The sequence below is a fragment of the Variovorax humicola genome (genome assembly GCF_037889915.1).
GTDB lineage: Bacteria > Pseudomonadota > Gammaproteobacteria > Burkholderiales > Burkholderiaceae_C > Variovorax > Variovorax humicola.
Window position 1 is genome coordinate 231377 of record NZ_JBBKZV010000007.1, and the last position, 19890, is coordinate 251266.

Consider the following 19890-nt stretch of genomic DNA (forward strand, 5'->3'; position numbering starts at 1 on the left):
AGACCCGCACCATGATGAGCAACCCGACCGGCCGCATCACGCAAGGCCAGTTCAGCTTCCTGCCAGCGCTCAGCGACGCCGAGATCACGCTGCAGATCGCGTACGGCCTCGACAAGGGCTACGCCTGGAGCGTCGAATACACCGACGACCCGCATCCCCGCAATACCTACTGGGAGATGTTCGGCGCGCCGATGTTCGACCTGCATGACGCTGGCGGCGTGATGATGGAGTTGCAGAATTGCCGCAAGACCTTCCCGAGCTACTACATCCGGCTGATGGCCTTCGACTCGACGCGCGGCGTGGAGACCATCACGATGAGCTTCATCGTCAACCGGCCCGCCGACGAACCCGGATTCGGGCTGGTGCGACAGGAAGCCAATGGCCGCTCGATGCGCTACACCGTGCACAGCTACGCCACCGACCGGCCCGAGTCCCAGCGCTACGGCGCCTGAGCGGCACGCACCGGGTCCGCCACATGACCGCACCGCTGTACTCGATTCCGGGCCCCAGGGCCGACGCCGTGCCCGCGGCAGCGGTCGAGCCGTTTGCGCCGGCGCGCTCGGTGGCCGACGTGCTGGCGCAGAGCCAGGTGGAGCCGGTGATGGACGATCTGGAGCGCGACCTGGTCGGCCTGAGGCCGGTCAAGACCCGCATCCGCGACATCGCCGCCCTGCTCGTCATCGACCGTTTGCGCGCGCAGCACGGCCTGGCCGCCCAGGCACCTTCGCTGCACATGTGCTTCACCGGCAACCCCGGCACCGGCAAGACCACGGTGGCGCTTCGCATGGCGCGGATCCTTTACAGCCTGGGCTACGTGCGCAAGGGACACGTCGTGAGCGTGACCCGCGACGACCTGGTGGGCCAGTACATCGGCCACACCGCGCCCAAGACCAGGGAAGTCCTGAAAAAAGCGATGGGTGGCGTGCTGTTCATCGACGAGGCGTACTACCTGTACCGGCCCGAGAACGAGCGCGACTACGGCCAGGAGGCAATCGAGATCCTGCTGCAGGTGATGGAAAACCAGCGCGACGACCTCGTGGTGATCCTGGCTGGCTACAAGGACCGCATGGACACCTTCTTCCAGTCCAACCCCGGCTTGAGCTCGCGCATCGCGCACCACCTCGACTTTCCCGATTACGACCCGGCCGAGCTGCTCCAGATTGCCGACCGCCAGCTCGCGTGCGCGCACTACCGCTTCGGCACGGATGCCCGCGAGGCATTCGATTCCTACCTGAAGCGGCGCATCAGCCAGCCGCACTTTGCCAATGCGCGCAGCGTGCGCAACGCGCTCGACCGCGCCCGCCTGCGCCAGGCGAGCCGGCTGTACGCCGATCGCGACAGCGCACTCACGGCGGAGGCTCTCAGCACCCTTGCCGCGAGCGACATCCTGGCCAGCCGCGTGTTTGCCGGCAATGAAGGAAATGCGCCATGACGACCCCTCCCCTGCGCGCGCTGATCTTCGACGTCGACGGCACGCTGGCCGACACCGAGCACGCGCACCGTGCCGCGTTCAACGAAGCCTTTTCCGAGGCGGGACTCGAATGGCACTGGGACGAGCCGCTCTACACGCGGCTGCTGGAAGTCTCTGGCGGCAAGGAGCGCATCGCACATTACTGGAAAGAGGTGCGCGGCGACGTCAAGTCCATCGACGCCGGCGCGCTGGCCGACACCGTGCAGCACATACATGACCACAAGACGGCCGCCTACGAGCGCATGGTCCACGAAGGTGCCGTTCAACTGCGTCCCGGGGTGCTCAGGTTGATCGAGTCGGCATTCCGCGCCGGAATGCGCCTGGCCATTGCGACCACGACTTCGCCAGTCAACATCGCCGCGCTGCTGCGATCGGCGATGGGGCCGGACTGGTCTTCTTTCTTCCAGGTGATCGAAGACGCGTCGACCGCGCCGCACAAGAAGCCGCATCCGCAGGTCTACCTGCAGACGCTGCAGCGCCTGCAACTTCCGCCGTTCGAATGCATGGCGTTCGAGGATTCGGCCAATGGCCTCAAGGCCGCGCGCGCGGCGCGTCTGGCAACGGTCATCACACCCAATTCGTTCACCGCCCGCCATGACTTCACCGGGGCGCTGCGGGTCGTCTCGAGCCTGCGGGGCACGACGATTGCAGACCTCCAGGACTGGCATGGGACGAGCCAGGCCAAACCGAATCCTTGACATGAAGGAACTGCCATGCCCTTGTCCCAACGCTTCACTCTCACGCGATACCTCATCGAACAACGCAGGCGATTCCCGGATGCCAGCGGCGACTTCAATGCATTGATCCTCGACGTTGCGCTGGCATGCAAGGCGATCGCACGCGCCGTCGCCTTCGGGGAACTGGGCCACGCAACGAACCAGCAAAGCGGCGAGCTTGAGACACGGAAGCCGCTGGATGTCGTCAGCAACCAGGTCTTCACCCACATGAACGAGTGGGGCGGCCACTGCGCCGGCATGGCCTCGGAGGAGATGGAGGAGTTGCACCAGATTCCCGCGCAGCACCCGCGCGGGAGGTACCTGCTGGTGTTCGATCCGCTCGACGGCGGCTCCAGCAACATCGAGGTGAACGTGTCGGTGGGTAGTGTCTTCAGCGTGCTGCGCGCGCCGCCGGACGTGATCGAAAGCGGTCGCGACGTGATCGAAGCGGATTTCCTGCAACCGGGCGCGGCCCAGGTCGCGGCCGGCTATGCCTTGTATGGGCCGACCACGATGCTGGTGTTGTCCGTGGGCAATGGCGTCGCCGGATTCACCCTCGATCCCAACCTGGGCGAGTTCATGCTGACCCATCCGGACATCCAGGTCCCGCCCGAATCGCAGGAGTTTGCGATCAACGCCTCCAACAGCCGCTTCTGGGAAGCGCCGGTCAAGCGCTACGTCGACGAATGCCAGGCGGGCAAGACCGGCCCGCGCGGCAAGGACTTCACGATGCGCTGGATCGCATCGATGGTGGCCGAGGCCCACCGCATCCTGATGCGCGGGGGCGTCTTCCTGCATCCGCGCGATACCCGCGATACCCGCGACCCCGCGGCGCCGGGCCGGCTGCGCCTGCTGCATGAGGCCAACCCGATCGGATTCATCATGGAGCAAGCCGGCGGGCGCGCGAGCACGGGGCGCCAGCCGATGCTGGGCGTGATGCCGACGTCGCTGCACCAGCGGATCGGCCTCGTGTTCGGCTCCCGATGCGAGGTCGAGCGCATCGAGCGGTACCACCGCGAACCGGCGGGCGCCGAACTGGAGAGCCCGCTGTTCGGGAAGCGCAGCCTGTTTCGCGCATGAACGGTTCAACCTCTCGAGGCCATCATGTCTGAGCGCCACCCCATCATCGCGATCACCGGATCTTCAGGCGCCGGGACCACCTCGGTCACGCGGACCTTCCAGGACGTCTTCCGTCGCGAAAGCGTGAACGCCGCAATCATCGAGGGCGACAGCTTCCACCGCTACGACCGCAAGGAAATGAAGCTGCGCCAGGCCGAGGCCGAGAGCGCAGGCAACATGAACTTCAGCCACTTCGGCGCCGAGAACAATCTTTTTCCCGAACTCGAAGCACTGTTCAGCGATTACGGGTCCACAGGCGTCGGCAAACATCGCAAGTACTTGCATGACGCCGACGAGGCGGCGCCCTACCAGCAGGAACCCGGGACCTTCACGCCGTGGGAAGACCTGCCCGAGGGCACCGACCTGCTCTTCTACGAGGGCTTGCACGGGGCGGTGGTGACGCCCGAGGTGAACGTCGCGCGGCATCCGGATCTGCTGATCGGCGTCGTGCCGGTGATCAACCTGGAATGGATCCAGAAGCTCTACCGCGACAAGACGCAACGCGGCTACAGCACGGAAGCAGTGACCGACACGATCCTGCGTCGCATGCCCGACTACCTGCACTACATCTGCCCGCAGTTCAACCACACGCACGTGAACTTCCAGCGCGTGCCGATCGTGGACACCTCCAACCCCTTCACCGCCCGCAACATCCCGACGGCCGACGAGAGCATGGTGGTCATCCGCTTCGCACAACCCAAGGGCATCGACTTCCAGTACCTGCTCAACATGATCCACGACTCCTGGATGTCGCGCGCCAACACCATCGTCGTACCCGGCGGAAAGATGGAACTGGCGATGCAGCTCATCTTCACGCCCTTCATCTGGCGAATGATGGAACGACGCCAGCGGGCGCTGGGTGCGATCTGATGCGCAAGAACGACAAGGCCTTCCTGTACGAACTGGTGATGTTCGACCTGGACGGCACGTTGATCGAGACCGCGCCCGAAATTTGCGACGCCGTGAACGACACCTTGCGTCAACTTGGACTGCCTGCCGTGACACAGGCCCAGGTGGAGCGCTGGATCGGACACGGCACCCACGAGCTGCTGATCGAAGCCCTGGCCTGCGCCACCGCGAGCGATGCATCAACGGTGCGGACCAGCGAGAACCTGGCCTCCACAGCCGCTGCCTTCGACCGCCATTACCAGCAGCGCTGCGGCACGCGCAGCCGTCCGTATCCCGGGGTGCGCGAGGCCCTGGCGTACCTGCGCACCAGCGGCACGAAGCTTGCCATCGTCACCAACAAGGAAGGCCGCTACACCGAGACCGTCCTCGGTGTGCACGACTTGATGACCAGTTTCGACCGCGTCATCAGCGGCGACACCCTGGCTGCCAGGAAGCCCGATCCCGCGGGCGTGCAAGCCTGCCTGGTCGAGTTCGGCGTGCCCCGGGCGCGCGCACTCTTCGTTGGCGACTCCTCGATCGACGCCGCCACGGCGCGCAACGCGGGCGTGGCGGTGTGGCTGCTGCCCCATTGGCTACAACATGGGTGCGCCCATTCAGCAGTGCTGCCCTGATCGGGTGATCGAAGGCTTCTGCGCTTTCACTGCGGCAGCGCGGCCTTTCAATTGACCGTTCGTGTCGCCTGCATCGGGGGGTTGGACGCAGCGTCAGTTCATGCGCTTGACCGCAGCGATCCATTTGGCGAAGGCATCCATCTGGGCGGTGACGAACTTTCGCGTCGCCTCGTCCGTGCATTGGCCTGCCGCGTCGAACTTCAGGGCTGCGTCGCCGATGAACACCTCGGGCTTCACGAGCGTCATGGCGTTGACGAATAGCAGCACCTTTCGCAGGTCGTACTGAACCCTCGCACCGCCTCGGGGACCGGGCGTTGCCGTGACGATGGCGACCGGCATGTGCGCGAAAGGCTGGTCCTCGCCGCGGCTGATCCAGTCGATCGCGTTCTTCAGCATGCCGGGGATCGAGAAGTTGTATTCGGGCGTCGCGATGACGACCCCATCGGCACGCCGGATGCGCTCTCGCAGCGCGGCGACGGAGGGTGGCAATCCATGCGCGGCAAGAACGTCGGCATCGAAAGGCGGAACGTCGCGCCACTCGACGACTTCCATGTGCATGTCTTGCGGCATCGATGACGCTGCCAGCTTCAACGCCATTCTGTTGAGAGATGCGGCGCGAAGGCTGCCGCAGAGGCCAACGATGTCCAGGGCGCTCATGGCCTGCATTCACCGGCGGGCACCGCGTCGTGCACCGGCAGCCGCGCCGGCAACGCACCCCGTAGCGCATTGCACACGACGATGGCCTCGGCCCGTTGCAGATCCGCCCATCTCAGGCTGCGCTCGGTCGCGCCCCAGTGCGCGTCATCTTCAAGCAGGCAGGCACGCATCACGCCGGGCAGCGCGCCGTCGGTGACCGGGGGGGTGCACCATCGGCCATCGATCCTGAGGAACACCGAGGTGCGTCCGCCTTCGACGAGGCGGCCGTCCGCGGTAAAGAACAAGGAGTCGAATGCACCGGCACGCTCGGCCGCGCGCACGCCCTCGTCATAGACATTGCGCAACGTGGTCTTGTGAGCGGCCAGCGGGTTGAAGTCGGGCAGGCGCTCATCGGCCACCCGCAGCGTGACAGTCCCGCCTGCCAGTGCGGCAAGCGGTGCGTGCTGGAGTTGCAGCCGTCCGTCATGGCGCAGTGCGAGGCGCAGCCGCCAGCGCGCACCGGGCGCACCGGGCGCACCGGGCGCCAACGCAAGCGTGCACTCCAACAGGGAGGCGACGGCCAGCGCACGATCGAACCGGAAACCCAGCACGCACGCGCTTTGCGCCATCCGCGCCAGATGCCGATCGAGGTTGCGCACAGCGGGCCGCGCGCCCTCGTCCGAGACCGCGAGCATGGTCTCGAACAACTCGAAGCCGGGGTCCAGGCCGGTCAGGAAGCGCGCCTTCAGATTGCTTTCCTCCAACTCGTCGGCAGCCCGGCTGTCCGCCACGATGCCGGCGCCGATGCCGAGGCGCGCGGGTCGCAGTCCCCGCGTCTCGCGCCCCAGCGTGAGCGTACGGATCGCCACCGACAGGCAGAAGTCGCCGACCTGCGCCGCGCCCCAAGGCGCATCCATCCAGCCGATGGCACCGCAATAGAGGCCGCGGGGTGTGGTCTCCAGGCCGGAGATCAATTGCATCGTGTGGTGCTTGGGCGCGCCGGTGATGGAGCCGCAGGGGAACGCGGCGCGCAACACGTCCGGGAAACCGAGCCCAGGCTTCAGGCGAGCCTGCACCGTGGACGTCATCTGGAAAAGCGTGCTGTAGCTCTCGACCGCGAACAGCGCATTCACCTTCACGCTGCCGATCTGGGCTATGCGGCCGAGGTCGTTGCGCAGCAGGTCCACGATCATCACGTTCTCGGCCCGGTTCTTGACGTCGATCGCCAAGTGGCGCGCAGTCTCGCTGTCTCCTTCGGGGCCCTGCACTCGCGAGCAGCGCGAAGCCGTGCCTTTCATGGGCCGGGCGGTGAGCAAACCCTCCTCGTGGGACAGGAAGAGTTCCGGCGAGCACGAGAGCACATGCGTCACTGCATCGCCGGATTCGCCCGTCTCAGGCAACGCGATCAGCGCACCAAAGGAAACGGGCTGGCGATTGCGCAGTTGCCGGTACAGCGCCACCGGCGATCCATAGGCCTGTGCCCGCAGCCGGAAGGTGTAGTTGACCTGGTAGGTCTCGCCGGCAGCGATGGCCTCCTGGATTCGCGCGATGGCTTGCATGAACGCCGGCGGGTCGACGCTGGGCGACAGGTTCATCACGCCGGCCGCAGGCACTGGGTCGTGTTCGAGGCCGGCGAGCCAATCGCCCGCCTCGTCGGCCGAGAGCCGCGAGAGGTCACGGAACATCAGCACGCGCAGCGCGGACGCGTCGTCCTTGCCGAGTCGCTCGTGGCCCGCCCGCAAGAGCTTGGCACCCCATTCGTAATCCGCCAGCAGCACCGCATGCAGGCCGCTGCGCAGGTCAGCGTCCACACGACCCCACATCGCATCGAGCGCGGCAGGATCGGCGCAGCGATGCTCGCGCAGGAAGCCCTGGTAAAGACGGCTCGTGGGGTGCTCGCGCGTTGCCGCGCGATCGTCGAGCAGCGCGAAGCACGGACTTTCTGGACGCGATTCAGCGCGAGAGATATGCAGGGTCATTGCCGCTATTGTGCGGTGATCAATTCACCCTTGCCGCCGGCTGAAAGATCACCGAGGTGCCGATCGATGCGCCTGCCTGGCAGGCCCGCAAATGGCCCCCCTTGCTGCGCGAGATGGCGCGCAAGCAGTTGCCAGATCACCGCTGCAGAACCGATTGCCGGAACGAATGTCGGTGCCATCCCGAAGCTTGCGGATTCCGAAGCGAGCACCACGCTGCCGCGCCGCATTCCGTATCCGACGTGCGCGCCAACGCGCCCGCCGACGGCGATCGTTCCGGCCACCATGCGCGACGCGAGGAAGTCACCGGCATTGCCATGCACGATGGCGCTGCCGCGCCGCATGCGGTCGCCAAAGCGCGTACCCGCGTTGCCCATGACGATGAAGATGCCGCCGCGCATGCCATCCATGCTTCCCGGAAGCGTGCTGGCTGCGAAGTCGTCCACATCGCCCTGCACGGTGAGTTTGCCGCCCGCCATTTCGCATGCGGCCAGCAGGCCGGCGCGACCCTCGACAAGGAGTTCGCCCGCGCTCATGCCTCCGCCGGCATGGTGGCCGACGTTGCCCGTGACCCGGATGCTGCCGCCGGCCATCTTCCAGCCGACGCGATCGAAACGCGACAGGTCGCCGTCGAACAGCAGCGCATCTCTTTTTTCGTGCGGCTCGATGCGGAAGAATTCGGCCAGCGGGACTGATGCGTTGCCATATCCCACCGGCAGGCGCTCGACCTCGGCGGCCGACATTTCGGCCAGCGCCGTCGGCGTCACGCCCCGCAGGTCGACCCGCAGCGCGGGCGGGGCCTTGAGCGTGAAACGCCAGCCGCTCATGGCGCCGCCCCGCCATCCAGCAGCTTGTGCAGATGGAAATGAAACGGACCCAGCTTGCCGCCATAGTTGCCCGCCGAGATGCGCAACAGTCCCCCGGCCGCTCCCAGCGCAATGCCGGCAATCATGCCCACGCGCATCGCTGCGCCGACATCGGCTTCGGTCAGGCCATCGATCACGATCTCCATCACGCAGCGCGTGCGGGGCGTCAACTCGCTGCTGGCCAAGAGGCCATGGAGGCCGGGGCAGAAAGCGTCGTTGGTCGATGCGCTCAGCGCTGCGTACTTGCTGCCCACTTTCGAGCCGGAGCGAACCACTCCGCCGGGAAATGGAAGGATCACGTTGGGGAGCGCCTTCATGGCGAGCGCCGCGGCCTCGGCAATGGCCAGTGCGCTGTCCGTGTCCGTGCACAGCAGCAGCAAGTTGCCGCCGCCCACGCCCTTGACCACTGCCGTGGTCTCCTGCGCAACGAACTCGCCATCCATCACCGGCACGCGCCAATAGCGAATTCCGTCGATCACCTTGGACATCTGCCAGCCATCGCCGAAGAAGCGCAGGTTTTTTCCGAGCGCGATGGCTTCGCCTTCGGCAATGCCGGCGAAGACCGCGGTCGTCGGGCATGTCATCACGCATTGGCCGACGCGCCGCTCGACCTGCTTGGCCAGTTCCTTTCCCGACATCGAGAAGATCAGCACGCTGAGGCCCGGGCGTCCGTCGGGTGTCTCGTCCGGGCCGAGTTCGCGTTCGATCGCCGCCTCGCATCCACAGCCGATGACCGACGTGGCAAACCCGGTTGCCGATACCGCTGCGTGGCGCGCCCAGGTGAGGTTGTGCGCGGTGATGACGAGGCGCGTGGCCTTCATCGGAAAGGCCTCGGCGAAGGTGTCGTCGACCTGCACGCCGTTTTGCACCAAAGCTTCGGGCGGCGGGGCGGCGCTCATGACGTGCCCTTGAAACACGCGGCCGGCAGCAACCGCCCGCCGTTGCAGCAGCTGCACAGTTCGTCGTGACCGATCGCAATGCGATCGAAGTTCACCGAGCCATGCGCCGCCAGGTGCTTGCGCAGGGTCTTCTCGACGGTGCGGTCGAAATCCGGTTCGACGAAGTGCGTGCCGCCGACGGGCACAGCGGTGATCTTTCCACCACGCGCCACCATGGCGCCATCCTTGAAGACGTATTCAGGCGTCGTGAACATGGCTTCGCGGTCAGCCTGTTCACGGTACAACGCGATGTCCGCCGCCGCGCCAACGCCGAGGTGTCCCCTGTCGGCAAGGCCCAGCAGCCGCGCAGGCGCAGCGCGCGTCATGATCGCGATTTCGCGCAGCGTCAATTCGCGAGTGATCGACCGCAACGCGCAATTCGCGGCCACCTCCGGATGCAGTTTCGCCAGCTGTTCTTCCCGAAATGATCTGTCCATCAACAACCTGATGAGGTGGGGGTAGCTGGTGAACGGTCCGCCGTTCGGGTGATCCGTGGTCAGCACCACGCGCCACGGGTCCGTGACGAGAAGGAATATCTCCAGGCCGATCACCCATTGCAAGGCATTCACATAGCTCTGCTCGCGGTACCTGAACGGAACGACCCCACAGCCGGCTTCGCATTCGATGTCGCTGCCGGCCCACTTGCGCGGGTTCGCAAGTCCGGACTGCGCATGCTGGCGCATCGTGTCGCCGGAGGTCGTGACGGTCTGGCCGAACATGATCTGTCCGACGTCGATGCTGACGTTCGGGTTGGCATTGACGGCTTCGGCAAGTTGCAGCGCAGCCGATGAAAACTTCTTCGGTCCGTCGGTGCCGTAGGCGTGGAACTGCACGTGCGTCAGGTGCGCGGGCAAGCCCTCCAGGGCGCGGATGGTCTCCAGCGTCGATTCGATGTTGCCCGCCGCGCCCAGGTTGCTGCCGTGGATGTGCAACGGGTGCGGCACGCCGAGTTCGCGCAGGGCCCGTGTCAGCGTCTGCACCACCTGGCGCGGCGTCACCTGCCAGTGAACATGGCGCTCGTCGACGTCCAGCTTGCGCTGGTTGAACTTGAAGGCCGAGATGCCCGCCGGATTCACCACCTTGACGCCCATCGCCTTGGTGGCACGGATCGTCCAGCCCATGTAGTCGCGGATGGTCTCGAAGTTGCGTCCGCCCTCCCCGCCCTCCGCCAGCAGTTGCAGGAACAGTTCGTCATTGCCCAGCATGACGTAGGCGCCGTGGTCGAGGATCGGCGTGTCGCCCATTTCCATGTGCGCCTGCCGTGCGTTGCTGGCGATCATCGCCGGCTCGAAGGCGGCGGTGTAGCCCATCTCCACGTAGCGATAGCCGGTGGCCAGCGTGCCGGGCACGCAGCCGCCGCAAGACGCCAGTTCCAGTGCATTGGCCGGCAACGCGATCGGATCGCCGTCGGCACGCTGCAGCTCCGGCATCAGCAGGCGCGCCAGGTTGGTCTTGCCGCCGCCGATGTGGGTGTGCATGTCGATGCCGCCGGCCATCACGACGCAGCCACTCACGTCGATCTCGGCATCGACCGGATCGCCGGAAGCGAGCGCTGCGATGCGGCCGTCCTGCAAATACAGGTCTCGCACCCCGTCTTCCGGCTGGGTCGGGTCGATGACGAGAGCGCCGCGCAGGCGCAGGCGGGTCACGCCGCGCTCCTTGCCCGCAGGGCCTGCACGCCGAGCAGGAGGTCCGCGAGCACGCGGTCCAGCGTGGGCAGCGTGTCGCGATAGAGCGAATCCAGTGGGAGCAAGACACCGCCGTCGGCACGAAACAGGTGGCCGGTCGACCCGATGCCCGGCGTCGACACCGGAATGAAGGCACCGCCGCTGCGTGACGCCAACGGCGCCAGGCCGGGATGTCCCAGCAGGATGAGCGGCAGCCGGGTCGCGGGTGGTGCGCAGGTGGCGTCGAAGCTGGAGACCCACAGCAGGCTGTCGACGGCGCCATCGGCCAACAGGCGGGGCGTGTCGAAGCACAGCGGCTCGTGCTCAAGACCGGACGGGCCGGCACGCGAGCGCAGGGGCAGGCCCGAGAGCCAGGTGAAGACTTCGTTGACCGTGCCCGCGCCGTTGCCGCCACCGAGCCACATCGCGGCCGCCCGCTGGCCTGTGTTCAGCGTGCCGACAATGCGACCGACCATCTCGATGATCAACTCCCCCTGCGCCGGCAATCGGCCGGTCTGGCCGACGATCACCGCGTAACGCGCCTCACGCAATCGTTCGGCGAGCGCGGCGAGCGCCGCAGGTCCATCGCGCACTGCACGTCGCGCCACCAGCGCCGACAGCAGCGCCACCGTCGAGAACAGGTCACCCTGCAGCGGCACCGCTTCGGTCGTGACGCCGCCGCGCCCCCCAAGTGCCGCCAGCGCGGCGACATCGGCTGCCGTGCCGCCCAGAAGCATCACATGCCGCTGCGGCACGACGGACTCGCCCACACCGGCTCGCGCGAAGAACTCGGCTGCGTCGCCGGTCGGCAAGCCGTCCAGGCAGACGATCAGGTCGGCCCGGGTGCGCACCTCGGCGAGCGTCGCGGAGAAGCCGCCCCGATCCTGCAACGCACGCACGCCCCGCATCAGTGCGCCATCGTCGGCTGGGTCGCAAATCGCGCCCGTCGCACAAGCCAGGCGGTACAAGGCGCGCGCGCCCGCCACGTCGGTACCCAGTCCACCGAACAGCGGCTGGCCGCTGGCGACGAGGATGGCGGCGGCGGCAGCGACCGCGTCGGCCAGTTCGCAGTCCCGCCCGCCGACCTGCGGCTTCGCATTCGACGGTGTTGCCGGAAACCGCGCAAGTCCGGCACGTGCGCTTTCGCACTCGCCCTCGGCCAGTTCGAGCGATGCCCCGACCCGCACCCGCAGGTTGTCGCAGAGCAACACACAGAATGGACAAGTCCAGCGAATCAGGCCGGATTGGATCGCAGGGAGGGGTTCGGTCATGTGCCTTGGCCTCGCGTGACGCAAGCGACGTGCCCACCGAAGGCGCGCAGACGCCAGCCTGGATCGGCAAGTTGCAGCGATCAGAAGCGAGACAGTGTGTCGCGCCCTTGTTGCACTTCTAACGGCGAGCGTGGCGTTGGCGGCCCGTGTCCGAGGCGATCGTGCTGGCACGAATCGTGATGCAGAAACCCCATGAGACGAAGCCCCTTCCGGTTTCGTCAGCCGCTCGTACGGGGCACCCCCCCATCGTGCAGCGCGCTGGCCACCAGCCAGGCCCCGGCGCCGGCGTCGCGCGCTTGCGCCAGATCCTCCGGGTTGCGGATGCCGCCGGCACCGACCACGAAGGTCGAAGGCGATTTGCGTCGTACTTCGGCCAGTGTTTCCAGATCGGGACCGGCGCCGGCGCCGACACGCTCCAGCGTCATCACGATCACGCGGCGTGGCCACAATTCCGGCGCATCCCAGCAACCGGCGATGTCCAGATGCTGGCCGTCGCGGCGGTCGAGCGACAGCACGCCATCATCATCGGCGCGCGCCCCGCTGAAACACTGCGCGAGTTCCGGACGCGATGCCAGCGATTCGCTGCCGAAGACAGCAACCATCTGCCTGCCGGCGCTGCCGAGTTCGAGCCGCAGCGCGTCGGCCGCCTGCGCGGTCGCAAAGCCGGCGTCCAGCCACAGTTCCAGCCGGGGCAATGCCTGCGTCAGGGTGCGCAGGACGGCCGACTGGACCGGGCGCCCCATCAAGGCGTCGAGGTCGGCCACGTACAACTGGTGGGTTGCACAGTGGTCGCAGAGGATTCTTGCCACGGTCACCGGGTCGCTGCTGCCGCACAGCCGCGACACGATCGGTCGATAGGCCTGGCGGTCGCCGCGCACGGCACGCACCACCTGGCCCTGCATGAGGTCGATGACGGGAATGAGGTTCATGTCGAACGGACAAGCGAAATGGAGGAGCGCCGGGGCGATGAGGAAGAGGATCTTCGTTTACGAGTACCTGAGCGCTGGCGGGGAGATGGCGGGCGAGTCGCCGGCAGGCGAACACGCAGCCGCCGACGATCTGCTGGCCATGGGCCAGTCGATGCGGGATGCCATCGTGGCCGACCTGCTCAGCCTGGAAAATTATGACGTCTCGGTCGCCACTTGCAATCGCGCGACGGCTGTACCGCAACCTGCGGGCGCAGTGAGGGCGCGGGACGGTGAGTCGCCCTTCGACTTCGTTGCGCGCCAGGGCGATGCGCATGACCTGGTCTGGGTGGTCGCGCCGGAAACCGAAGGCTTGTTGGCGAAGTTCCGGCAATGCGTGGACCGCGGCCGCTGGCTGGGCTGCGATGGTCCGGCGATCGCACTCACCACCGGAAAGCGCCGCACCCTCCTGCGACTCGCCGAGGCTGGCATTGCGACACCCCTCGCATTTGAAAACGCGCCCGAGACTGCACGCTGGGTCGTCAAGCCCGACGACGGCGCCGGCGCCGTGGCGACGAGCCTGCACCCCTCGCGCAAGGCGGCGCTCGACGCGTCAAGGCACGCCTGCGCCAATTCCGCGATGGAGATCGAGCCGTGGGTCGAAGGTCCGGCGCTGAGCTTGTCGCTCCTTTGCGGTCCCGCGCATACCGAGCTCCTGAGCGTCAACCGGCAGATCCTGGCCGTCGATGCGCACGGCCTGGTTTCCTTCCGTGGCGTCGAAGTGAACGTGATGGCCGCCGCCGATCCCCGCGCGGCCGCTCTGGTCGCGCTGGCCGAGCGCATCGGCCACGCCATCCCCGGCCTGCGCGGCTTCGTCGGCGTCGACGTCGTCTGGCACGCGGAGCGCGGCCCGGTGGTGATCGAGATCAATCCACGCGTGACCTGCGCCTATGCCGGCTTGTCGGACGCCCTGGGCCGCAACGTGGCGCGTGACGTGATCGGGGCGCATGGCCGTGCCGACGCATGGGCCGATTCATCGAAAGCGATGCATGCCTGAGCGCACCGTCATCGGCTGGGACATCGGCGGCGCCCACGTCAAGGCCTGCATGCTGCAGGGCGGCGCGGTGCTCGACGTGGCGCAGTGGGCTTGCCCGCTGTGGCTGGGCATGGACAGGCTCGATGCGGTGCTGCACGCCGCGCGCCTGCGCTGGAGCGGCCTGCGGGAAGCAGAGCATGCCGTCACGATGACCGGCGAGATGGTCGACCTGTTCGCGAATCGCGAAGACGGCGTGTGCAGGATCGCGGACGGACTGGCGCGCTCGCTCGACTTGCGCTCTGTGACGGGCCATGGACCCGGATCGCTCCATTTCTTCGCCGGCGATGCTGGCTGGGGCCGCGTGGCGGAAGTCCCTGCCCTCTGGCATGCCATCGCGTCGGCCAACTGGCTCGCGACGGCGCGCCATGCCGCGCTGCGCTGGGATACCGGCTTGCTGGTCGACATCGGCAGCACGACGACCGACCTGATCGCCTTCCGCCAAGGTTGCGTCCTCGCGCCCGACCGCACCGACGCCCAGCGCCTGGCCAGCGGCGAACTCGTCTACCACGGCGTGGTGCGCACGCCGTTGTGCGCGCTGGCGCATCGCATCGACTGGCGCGGCATGCCGCACAACGTGATGAACGAGTTTTTCGCGACCACCGCCGACGTCTACCGACTGACCGGCGAACTGGACCCGGCCCACGACCAGCACCCGAGCGCCGACAACGCGCCCAAGGACCTCGACGCGACACGCCAACGCCTGGCCCGCATGATCGGGCTCGACCGGCGCGACGCCGCGGAGGGCGAATGGCTGGCCTTCGCGCGCAACTGGCGAGCCCTGCAGGTCACGCTGCTGGGCGACGAGATGCGCCGGGTGATCGCGACCCACGGCCTCGGGAGCGACGCGGTGGTCGTCAGCGCGGGTTGCGGCGCCTTCCTCGTCGGCGACGTGGTCGCGCAGGCCACGGCCGCTAATGCCGATGCACTGCGGCCACGGCCCGCGCACCGCCAGCTTGCCTACGGCCGCGATGTCGCCCGGTTCGCGGCACACCACGGCGCGGGCCGCGCGGCGATGCAGGCCTGGGCCCAGGTGTGCGCGCCGAGCGTCGCGGTGGCAGCGCTCTTCGACATGGACCAGTGACCATGTGGGTCGTCAAGATCGGCGGCAGCCTGACCCGAAACCCGATGCTTCCGGCATGGCTCAGCCTGCTGGCCGACTGCGGCGGCGGCCGCGTCATCGTGGTCTGCGGCGGGGGCGCCTTCAGCGACGCGGTCCGGCATGCCCAGGCGCATTGGCGGTTCGGCGACCTCAGCGCGCACAACATGGCCATCCTCGCAATGGCACAGACCGCGTACCTGATGCACGGCCTGAATCCCGCACTGCGGCTGGCCCGGACCAAGACCGACATCCGCCGTGTGCTGCACAAGGGACAGACGGCGCTATGGCTGCCCCTGGAGCTGCAAAGCGTTCGCAGCTCCGCCCGGACGACCTGGGACGTCACCTCCGACAGCATCGCGCTCGAACTCGCCCATCGCCTGAACGCGGAGCGCCTGGTATTGGTCAAGTCGTGCGCCGTCAACCCGCGCCTGAGCGTGGCCCAACTGAGCGAGGCGGGCATCGTCGACCGTGGTTTCAGTGGGCTGTCGGAGGGTGCGGCGTTTCCGATCGACGTTGTCAACCATGACGAGCTTGAGCGCATCCGGGCGCTGCTGCTGGGTGAGATCCGCTTCGTGGACGGCTGACAAGATGAAACACCCCCGATGCGCCTTCGGCGCCTCCCCTCAAGGGCCTCAAGGGCCACGAGGGGGCGCACCCAGCAGCCCGGCAAAGCCGGTTCCGCGGGTGCCCACGAACAGACTGACGCCAAGCCGAATCATCCATCCACGGCCGCAGGCGCGCAGCCGTGCATGAGCGCACTGAGCGCCCGCAGGCGCCGAGGGTCCAGCGCCGTGCTGCGGTCGCCCGCGCAGACCGCTGTCCTGAAGCCCGCGAAGTCGGGGTCGAGCGCACGCAGCAAGGGTTCATGCACGGCGCGCAGCGCGCCCGCCAGCCCGGCCATCTTGCCGGCCGCGCGCACCGTGGCGACGAACTCGCGCAGTGCATCCATCGGCAGCGCATCGAACAGGCTGCCGGCGCGCTTGTCGAAGGTGTCGGCCATCACTCCGGGGAAGCGCAACGCGCAGGCGTGGGCCACATGCGCCGGCTCCAGCCCCCGGTCGGCGATGAACACCGGCACGACGGGCCAGCCGCTGGCAGCGAGAGCGTCCAGCACGCCCGGCGCCTGCGGCACGCGCTCGATCCCGACCTTCACATAGTCGACGCCGCAGGCACCGACCGCATCGACACACGCCGCAATGCGCTGCGTCTCGTGCATCGGCACATCGCCGATGGTGGCGCTCACGGGCAGGCCGCTTCGATGCCGACGCAGCGCCGCGACGATTTCGCGGATGGTCGCAACCGGCAGTCCGCCCAGCGCACCGGCGCCCGGCTCCTTCAGGTCGATGAAATCGGCGCCGCCGTCCGCGGCAAGCAATGCTTCCTCGACACTTCGAACGCTGATAAGCAGTTTCATGACGACGCGCCCTTGCCAGTGACGGCGGTGGTGGTTTCGCGATGCCGCCGCACCGCCTCGACGAGCCAGCCCCAGGCTTCATGCTCCCCCGGCCCGGCCGTCTTGTCGATGGCGATCTGCAGGTACGCCATTTCGCTGTCGATCTTCTCCGGCGGCAACATGTGCAGCCGGCTCACCAGCACCGCGCCTTCGAGCACCGCCGCCTGTGCGCGGTTGAAGCCCGCGAAGCGCGCATGCACGGCCTCGTGCACCCGCGACATGTGCAGCACCGGGCGCTGGGCATCGTCGGTCGTCTCGGCCAGCGCCAGCTCCACGTGGCTCAAGGCGCAATCCAGGCGCACGCCCACGATGTGTTCGGCTGGCTGCGTCGGCCAGTCCCGGCGGCCGGTCACGCAGCCGGCGAAGACGCGGGTGTCGGTCACGATGTTGAGCACCGCGCAGCGGGTCGCGAGGATGTTGTCGTAGGTGGTCGAAGGCTTGAACGGCATCAGCACGACATGGCGGCCGCGGTAGCGCACGCCCATCGGTGCGACGTGCTTCCTGCCGTCGGGTGCAAGCGTGGTCACGACAGTCTCGAAGATCACGTCGTTCACTTGAAAGGCTCCTCGGTGGTCTTGCGTCGCGCCAGCGTCGGGCCCTGCGCGCACCAGCCGTCCGCATCCTCGGCGCGGCGCTCGACGGCGCAGCCCCAGTCCAGTGGCTGGTCCTGCACATAGCGCTTGCCCAGCTTGTGCGCGATCTCGGCATGCGCCAGTTCGACGCCCATGTAGAAGGCATGGGCCGCATCGTCTTCGAGGCCGAGTTGCGGCCACAGCTCGAAGGCGCCCTGGCCGGTGCGAAGTCCGTCGCGGTTGTAGACGTGGAGGCCGCAGGCGGACACCTGCACGCGGAAGTTGGGGTCGCGCACCTGCGCGGCAGTCGCGCCGATCTCTTCCGGCGTGTCGAGGAACGGACGCTTGGCATGCACGGTCATCAGCGCATCGCTCATGCCCTTGGGCAGCGTCTGGTGGCGACGCGCGGCGTGCATGATGCGGCGCGCCCAGTCGGCTTCCTTCACGGCACGCCGGGCATGGTTGCTGACCTGCGTGGTGAGCACCGCGGCCACGTCGAGTTCGGCGCAGATGCCGAACAGCAGCGCGTTGATGCCGCTGGTGTCCGCCTCGGTCAGCTCGGTCAGGTTGCCCACGCCCATCATGATCGGCGCCTCGGGCAAGCGCTCGCGCAGCCGGTGGTAGCGCACGAGCGAGGTGGCGAAGCCGAACGGGATCGGCTCGAGGATCGGGTCGGCGAGGAACTCCCTGCCCTCGCGCTGCATGCGCTCGACCGCCTCGTGCAGCGAGGCTTCGTCGGCGGGAACACGGGGGATCAGGACGGGAACGGACGACACCTCGTCCGCCACCCACAGCGTGTCCAGGTTCAGGCTGAGCAGGTAGTCGGCGCCCGCGCGGCCGCCGCACAGCAACTCGGCCGGATCGACCGAATCGACACTGACCCGGAAGCCCGCTGCCTTCAGCGCCTGGATGCTTTCCGCGAGGTGACCGAACTTCGTCTCCGGCAGGCAGCCCAGGTCGATGACGTCGGCGCCATCGGCGCGCAGGCGGGCCGCGCGCGCAAGGATCTCCGCAACGCCCAGACGCGGCGCGTCGACGATTTCGGCAAAGATCGCAACCTCGTACTCGTCCAGCGTGATGGGGCTGGCGGCGCGGTTGAAGAAGAGCGGCAGGTCTTTCAGTTCCTCGGGGCCGCGCTGCACCGCAATGCCGAAGTGCTGCGACAGCGCTTCCATGTCGCCGCGGCAGCGTCCCGGCAGGATGATGCGGTCGACGCCGCTCACCGGCAGCGTGACCCGGCGGCGGATCATGTCGGCCGTCATCAGCCCGGCCACCTGCAAACCCAGGTCGCGCACTTCCCAGGTAAAGGGCGCAGGCTCGATCCGGGACAGCACCCGTTGGAGGCTGGGCCGTGCAAGGTGCCCTGTCAGGAAGAGGATGTGTTCCATGCGAGCGAGAGTTCCTTCAGGCGGGCATCGAGGGCCGCCTCGAGTTCCACGGGCGAAGCGACGACGCGGCAGAAATCGATCGCGCGCAGCCGCTCCACGTTGTCCAGTTCGATGCGCCGGGGCCGCAGAGTGACCCACTTGTGCGGCGACTTCGTCACGACCACGGGTTCGGTGTCGCATGCGAACACGATGCCCGGAATGCGGAGCTTGCCGGCCTGGGCGAACATGTTGCTGGGCAGCGTGTCGCTGATGCCGAAGGCGCACTTGGCGACGGTGTTGCTGCTGGCCGGGGCGATGACGACGGTGTGATAGACGTCGTCGTACAGCATGCCCACCGGCACGCCGCTGGCGGTCTTGTCCCGAAAGACCCGGTAGCGCGGCTTCAGCGCGTCGAGCGGAAGCTTGTAGATCTCGAGCACTTCCTCGCCGGCGGCCGAGAGGAACAGGTCGACCTTCGGCAGGCGCGCAGCCAGCGCCATGGCCTCGTCCAGAAAATGCCCGGAGCCGGTGACGCACCAGGCAAAACGCGAACGCGGCTGGGAGTCTCCGGCCGGCATCGCGTCGCCGGGCGCCGGCCCGGCAACGTCGCTGATTTCAGTGGCTTCGCGGTGGTTGCTCTGGATGGGAGACCTCGGTCAGGAACTGGCGCCGAAGCCCCGGGCCGGAGCTTCCTGCGGTTCAGTTCGCCGCGAAAGGATGGCTCACGCTGCCCTTCTTGGCAACCACCTCCGCGGCCGTGGGCGAACCCGCCACCGCGCGCTTGATCGACTCCTTGGTCGCCTGGTAGTTGAAGTCCTGGATCTTCTTGTCGTCATCGGCCTGCCAGTGGATGAACACCCCGCAGCAGATGAACAGGTTGTCCGCTTCGTCCGCCGGAATCGTGCCGTCCTCCACGCAGTCCGCCACCGCCATGGCCACCGCGCGCTGCGCCGGCCCGAACATCTGCACCGCCTGCTTGGCCCCCTTGATCGTCACCTTGTTGAACAGCACCGTCGCCGGCTTGGCCAGCAGGTTCGGCGCAATCACCGCCAGCAGCGAGGTGAAGCCGTCCTTCTGATTGGTCAGCGCGTTCGCGAACGCACTCTCCGCAGGGCTGCCGCGCGGCCCGATGATCAGGTCGATGTGGGCCACTTCATTGCCCTCACCCACCAACGATTCACCCACCATCATGCGATCAATTTTTGCCATGGTCTTCAG

At 67.5% G+C, this 19890-nt stretch carries 21 protein-coding genes; 9 read left to right on the plus strand and 12 right to left on the minus strand.

Annotated elements, in window-relative coordinates:
- The first annotated feature begins 11 nt into the window (after positions 1-11).
- The 6 genes from WKW80_RS15150 to WKW80_RS15175 are packed head-to-tail and all read left to right on the plus strand — an operon-like array spanning position 12 to position 4826.
- Positions 12-452 carry a ribulose bisphosphate carboxylase small subunit gene (locus WKW80_RS15150; RefSeq protein ID WP_340364388.1) on the plus strand — a complete coding sequence of 147 codons (441 nt, stop codon included), beginning with the start codon at positions 12-14 and terminating at the stop codon, positions 450-452.
- A 23-nt stretch (positions 453-475) separates the two neighbouring features.
- The gene (gene cbbX / locus WKW80_RS15155; protein WP_340364389.1) at positions 476-1432 is read left to right on the plus strand and encodes a CbbX protein; all 957 of its coding nucleotides are present in this window, start codon (positions 476-478) and stop codon (positions 1430-1432) included.
- Positions 1429-2169 (plus strand): HAD-IA family hydrolase, encoded by a 741-nt coding sequence (locus tag WKW80_RS15160; RefSeq protein WP_340364390.1) that lies wholly within the window; start codon positions 1429-1431, stop codon positions 2167-2169. The genes cbbX and WKW80_RS15160 overlap by 4 nt, the downstream gene beginning before the upstream one ends.
- 15 nt (positions 2170-2184) lie before the next feature.
- Positions 2185-3267 (plus strand): class 1 fructose-bisphosphatase, encoded by a 1083-nt coding sequence (locus WKW80_RS15165; protein WP_340364391.1) that lies wholly within the window; start codon positions 2185-2187, stop codon positions 3265-3267.
- A gap of 24 nt (positions 3268-3291) precedes the next feature.
- Entirely contained in the window at positions 3292-4176 is an 885-nt protein-coding gene (locus WKW80_RS15170; RefSeq protein WP_340364392.1) for a phosphoribulokinase, read from the plus strand.
- Complete coding sequence (locus WKW80_RS15175; RefSeq protein ID WP_340364393.1) at positions 4176-4826, plus strand: HAD-IA family hydrolase; 651 nt, start codon at positions 4176-4178, stop codon at positions 4824-4826. The genes WKW80_RS15170 and WKW80_RS15175 overlap by 1 nt, the downstream gene beginning before the upstream one ends.
- 93 nt (positions 4827-4919) lie before the next feature.
- Here the strand turns inward: WKW80_RS15175 and WKW80_RS15180 are convergent, their stop codons facing one another.
- From WKW80_RS15180 to WKW80_RS15210, 7 genes are all read right to left on the minus strand, one after another.
- Positions 4920-5483 carry an NADPH-dependent FMN reductase gene (locus WKW80_RS15180; protein ID WP_340364394.1) on the minus strand — a complete coding sequence of 188 codons (564 nt, stop codon included), beginning with the start codon at positions 5481-5483 and terminating at the stop codon, positions 4920-4922.
- Entirely contained in the window at positions 5480-7441 is a 1962-nt protein-coding gene (locus WKW80_RS15185) for a chorismate-binding protein (RefSeq protein ID WP_340364395.1), read from the minus strand. The genes WKW80_RS15180 and WKW80_RS15185 overlap by 4 nt, the downstream gene beginning before the upstream one ends.
- A 5-nt stretch (positions 7442-7446) precedes the next feature.
- Positions 7447-8265, minus strand: a complete 819-nt coding sequence (locus WKW80_RS15190) for a formylmethanofuran dehydrogenase subunit C (RefSeq protein WP_340364396.1) — start codon at positions 8263-8265, stop codon at positions 7447-7449.
- Positions 8262-9203 (minus strand): formylmethanofuran--tetrahydromethanopterin N-formyltransferase, encoded by a 942-nt coding sequence (fhcD, locus tag WKW80_RS15195; protein WP_340364397.1) that lies wholly within the window; start codon positions 9201-9203, stop codon positions 8262-8264. Before fhcD ends, WKW80_RS15190 begins: the two co-directional genes overlap by 4 nt.
- Entirely contained in the window at positions 9200-10891 is a 1692-nt protein-coding gene (locus WKW80_RS15200; protein ID WP_340364398.1) for a formylmethanofuran dehydrogenase subunit A, read from the minus strand. Before WKW80_RS15200 ends, fhcD begins: the two co-directional genes overlap by 4 nt.
- Positions 10888-12180, minus strand: coding sequence for a molybdopterin-binding domain-containing protein (locus tag WKW80_RS15205; RefSeq protein ID WP_340364399.1), 1293 nt, complete (start codon positions 12178-12180; stop codon positions 10888-10890). The genes WKW80_RS15200 and WKW80_RS15205 overlap by 4 nt, the downstream gene beginning before the upstream one ends.
- A gap of 218 nt (positions 12181-12398) precedes the next feature.
- On the minus strand, positions 12399-13109 hold the full coding sequence (locus tag WKW80_RS15210; protein WP_340364400.1) for a HisA/HisF-related TIM barrel protein: 711 nt from the start codon (positions 13107-13109) through the stop codon (positions 12399-12401).
- A gap of 37 nt (positions 13110-13146) precedes the next feature.
- Between WKW80_RS15210 and WKW80_RS15215 the strand changes: the two genes are divergently transcribed.
- Genes WKW80_RS15215 through WKW80_RS15225 form a run of 3 tightly spaced genes read left to right on the plus strand, consistent with a single transcriptional unit; the run spans position 13147 to position 15864 of the window.
- Positions 13147-14142, plus strand: coding sequence for an ATP-grasp domain-containing protein (locus WKW80_RS15215; RefSeq protein WP_340364401.1), 996 nt, complete (start codon positions 13147-13149; stop codon positions 14140-14142).
- Positions 14135-15262, plus strand: a complete 1128-nt coding sequence (locus tag WKW80_RS15220; RefSeq protein ID WP_340364402.1) for a hydantoinase/oxoprolinase family protein — start codon at positions 14135-14137, stop codon at positions 15260-15262. The genes WKW80_RS15215 and WKW80_RS15220 overlap by 8 nt, the downstream gene beginning before the upstream one ends.
- A 2-nt stretch (positions 15263-15264) precedes the next feature.
- Positions 15265-15864: an amino acid kinase family protein gene (locus WKW80_RS15225; RefSeq protein WP_340364403.1), complete on the plus strand. Its 600-nt coding sequence runs from the start codon at positions 15265-15267 to the stop codon at positions 15862-15864.
- Between the two features lie 131 nt (positions 15865-15995).
- On the opposite strand, the gene WKW80_RS15230 is transcribed toward WKW80_RS15225, so the two are convergent.
- The 5 genes from WKW80_RS15230 to fae all read right to left on the minus strand — a co-directional run bounded on the left by WKW80_RS15230 (position 15996) and on the right by fae (position 19881).
- Positions 15996-16694 carry a (5-formylfuran-3-yl)methyl phosphate synthase gene (locus WKW80_RS15230; protein WP_340364404.1) on the minus strand — a complete coding sequence of 233 codons (699 nt, stop codon included), beginning with the start codon at positions 16692-16694 and terminating at the stop codon, positions 15996-15998.
- Positions 16691-17278 (minus strand): DUF447 domain-containing protein, encoded by a 588-nt coding sequence (locus tag WKW80_RS15235; protein WP_340364423.1) that lies wholly within the window; start codon positions 17276-17278, stop codon positions 16691-16693. Before WKW80_RS15235 ends, WKW80_RS15230 begins: the two co-directional genes overlap by 4 nt.
- A gap of 5 nt (positions 17279-17283) precedes the next feature.
- On the minus strand, positions 17284-18693 hold the full coding sequence (locus tag WKW80_RS15240) for a DUF6513 domain-containing protein (RefSeq protein WP_340364405.1): 1410 nt from the start codon (positions 18691-18693) through the stop codon (positions 17284-17286).
- Positions 18672-19250, minus strand: coding sequence for a flavoprotein (locus tag WKW80_RS15245; RefSeq protein ID WP_340364406.1), 579 nt, complete (start codon positions 19248-19250; stop codon positions 18672-18674). Before WKW80_RS15245 ends, WKW80_RS15240 begins: the two co-directional genes overlap by 22 nt.
- A 121-nt stretch (positions 19251-19371) precedes the next feature.
- A complete protein-coding gene (gene fae, locus WKW80_RS15250) occupies positions 19372-19881 on the minus strand; it encodes a formaldehyde-activating enzyme (RefSeq protein ID WP_340364407.1) in 510 nt (169 codons plus the stop codon).
- Positions 19882-19890 lie beyond the last annotated feature (9 nt).

Bases quoted from the DNA above. Each gene is read 5' to 3' on its own strand.
- WKW80_RS15160 (WP_340364390.1), top strand. From the start codon at position 1,429: ATGACGACCCCTCCCCTGCGCGCGCTGATCTTCGACGTCGACGGCACG.
- WKW80_RS15190 (WP_340364396.1), bottom strand. From the start codon at position 8,265: ATGAGCGGCTGGCGTTTCACGCTCAAGGCCCCGCCCGCGCTGCGGGTC.
- fhcD (WP_340364397.1), bottom strand. From the start codon at position 9,203: ATGAGCGCCGCCCCGCCGCCCGAAGCTTTGGTGCAAAACGGCGTGCAG.
- cbbX (WP_340364389.1), top strand. From the start codon at position 476: ATGACCGCACCGCTGTACTCGATTCCGGGCCCCAGGGCCGACGCCGTG.
- WKW80_RS15225 (WP_340364403.1), top strand. From the start codon at position 15,265: ATGTGGGTCGTCAAGATCGGCGGCAGCCTGACCCGAAACCCGATGCTT.
- WKW80_RS15220 (WP_340364402.1), top strand. From the start codon at position 14,135: ATGCCTGAGCGCACCGTCATCGGCTGGGACATCGGCGGCGCCCACGTC.
- WKW80_RS15180 (WP_340364394.1), bottom strand. From the start codon at position 5,483: ATGAGCGCCCTGGACATCGTTGGCCTCTGCGGCAGCCTTCGCGCCGCA.
- WKW80_RS15245 (WP_340364406.1), bottom strand. From the start codon at position 19,250: ATGCCGGCCGGAGACTCCCAGCCGCGTTCGCGTTTTGCCTGGTGCGTC.
- WKW80_RS15170 (WP_340364392.1), top strand. From the start codon at position 3,292: ATGTCTGAGCGCCACCCCATCATCGCGATCACCGGATCTTCAGGCGCC.
- WKW80_RS15185 (WP_340364395.1), bottom strand. From the start codon at position 7,441: ATGACCCTGCATATCTCTCGCGCTGAATCGCGTCCAGAAAGTCCGTGC.
- WKW80_RS15210 (WP_340364400.1), bottom strand. From the start codon at position 13,109: ATGAACCTCATTCCCGTCATCGACCTCATGCAGGGCCAGGTGGTGCGT.
- WKW80_RS15230 (WP_340364404.1), bottom strand. From the start codon at position 16,694: ATGAAACTGCTTATCAGCGTTCGAAGTGTCGAGGAAGCATTGCTTGCC.
- WKW80_RS15215 (WP_340364401.1), top strand. From the start codon at position 13,147: ATGAGGAAGAGGATCTTCGTTTACGAGTACCTGAGCGCTGGCGGGGAG.
- WKW80_RS15165 (WP_340364391.1), top strand. From the start codon at position 2,185: ATGCCCTTGTCCCAACGCTTCACTCTCACGCGATACCTCATCGAACAA.
- WKW80_RS15205 (WP_340364399.1), bottom strand. From the start codon at position 12,180: ATGACCGAACCCCTCCCTGCGATCCAATCCGGCCTGATTCGCTGGACT.
- WKW80_RS15175 (WP_340364393.1), top strand. From the start codon at position 4,176: ATGCGCAAGAACGACAAGGCCTTCCTGTACGAACTGGTGATGTTCGAC.
- fae (WP_340364407.1), bottom strand. From the start codon at position 19,881: ATGGCAAAAATTGATCGCATGATGGTGGGTGAATCGTTGGTGGGTGAG.
- WKW80_RS15240 (WP_340364405.1), bottom strand. From the start codon at position 18,693: ATGGAACACATCCTCTTCCTGACAGGGCACCTTGCACGGCCCAGCCTC.
- WKW80_RS15150 (WP_340364388.1), top strand. From the start codon at position 12: ATGATGAGCAACCCGACCGGCCGCATCACGCAAGGCCAGTTCAGCTTC.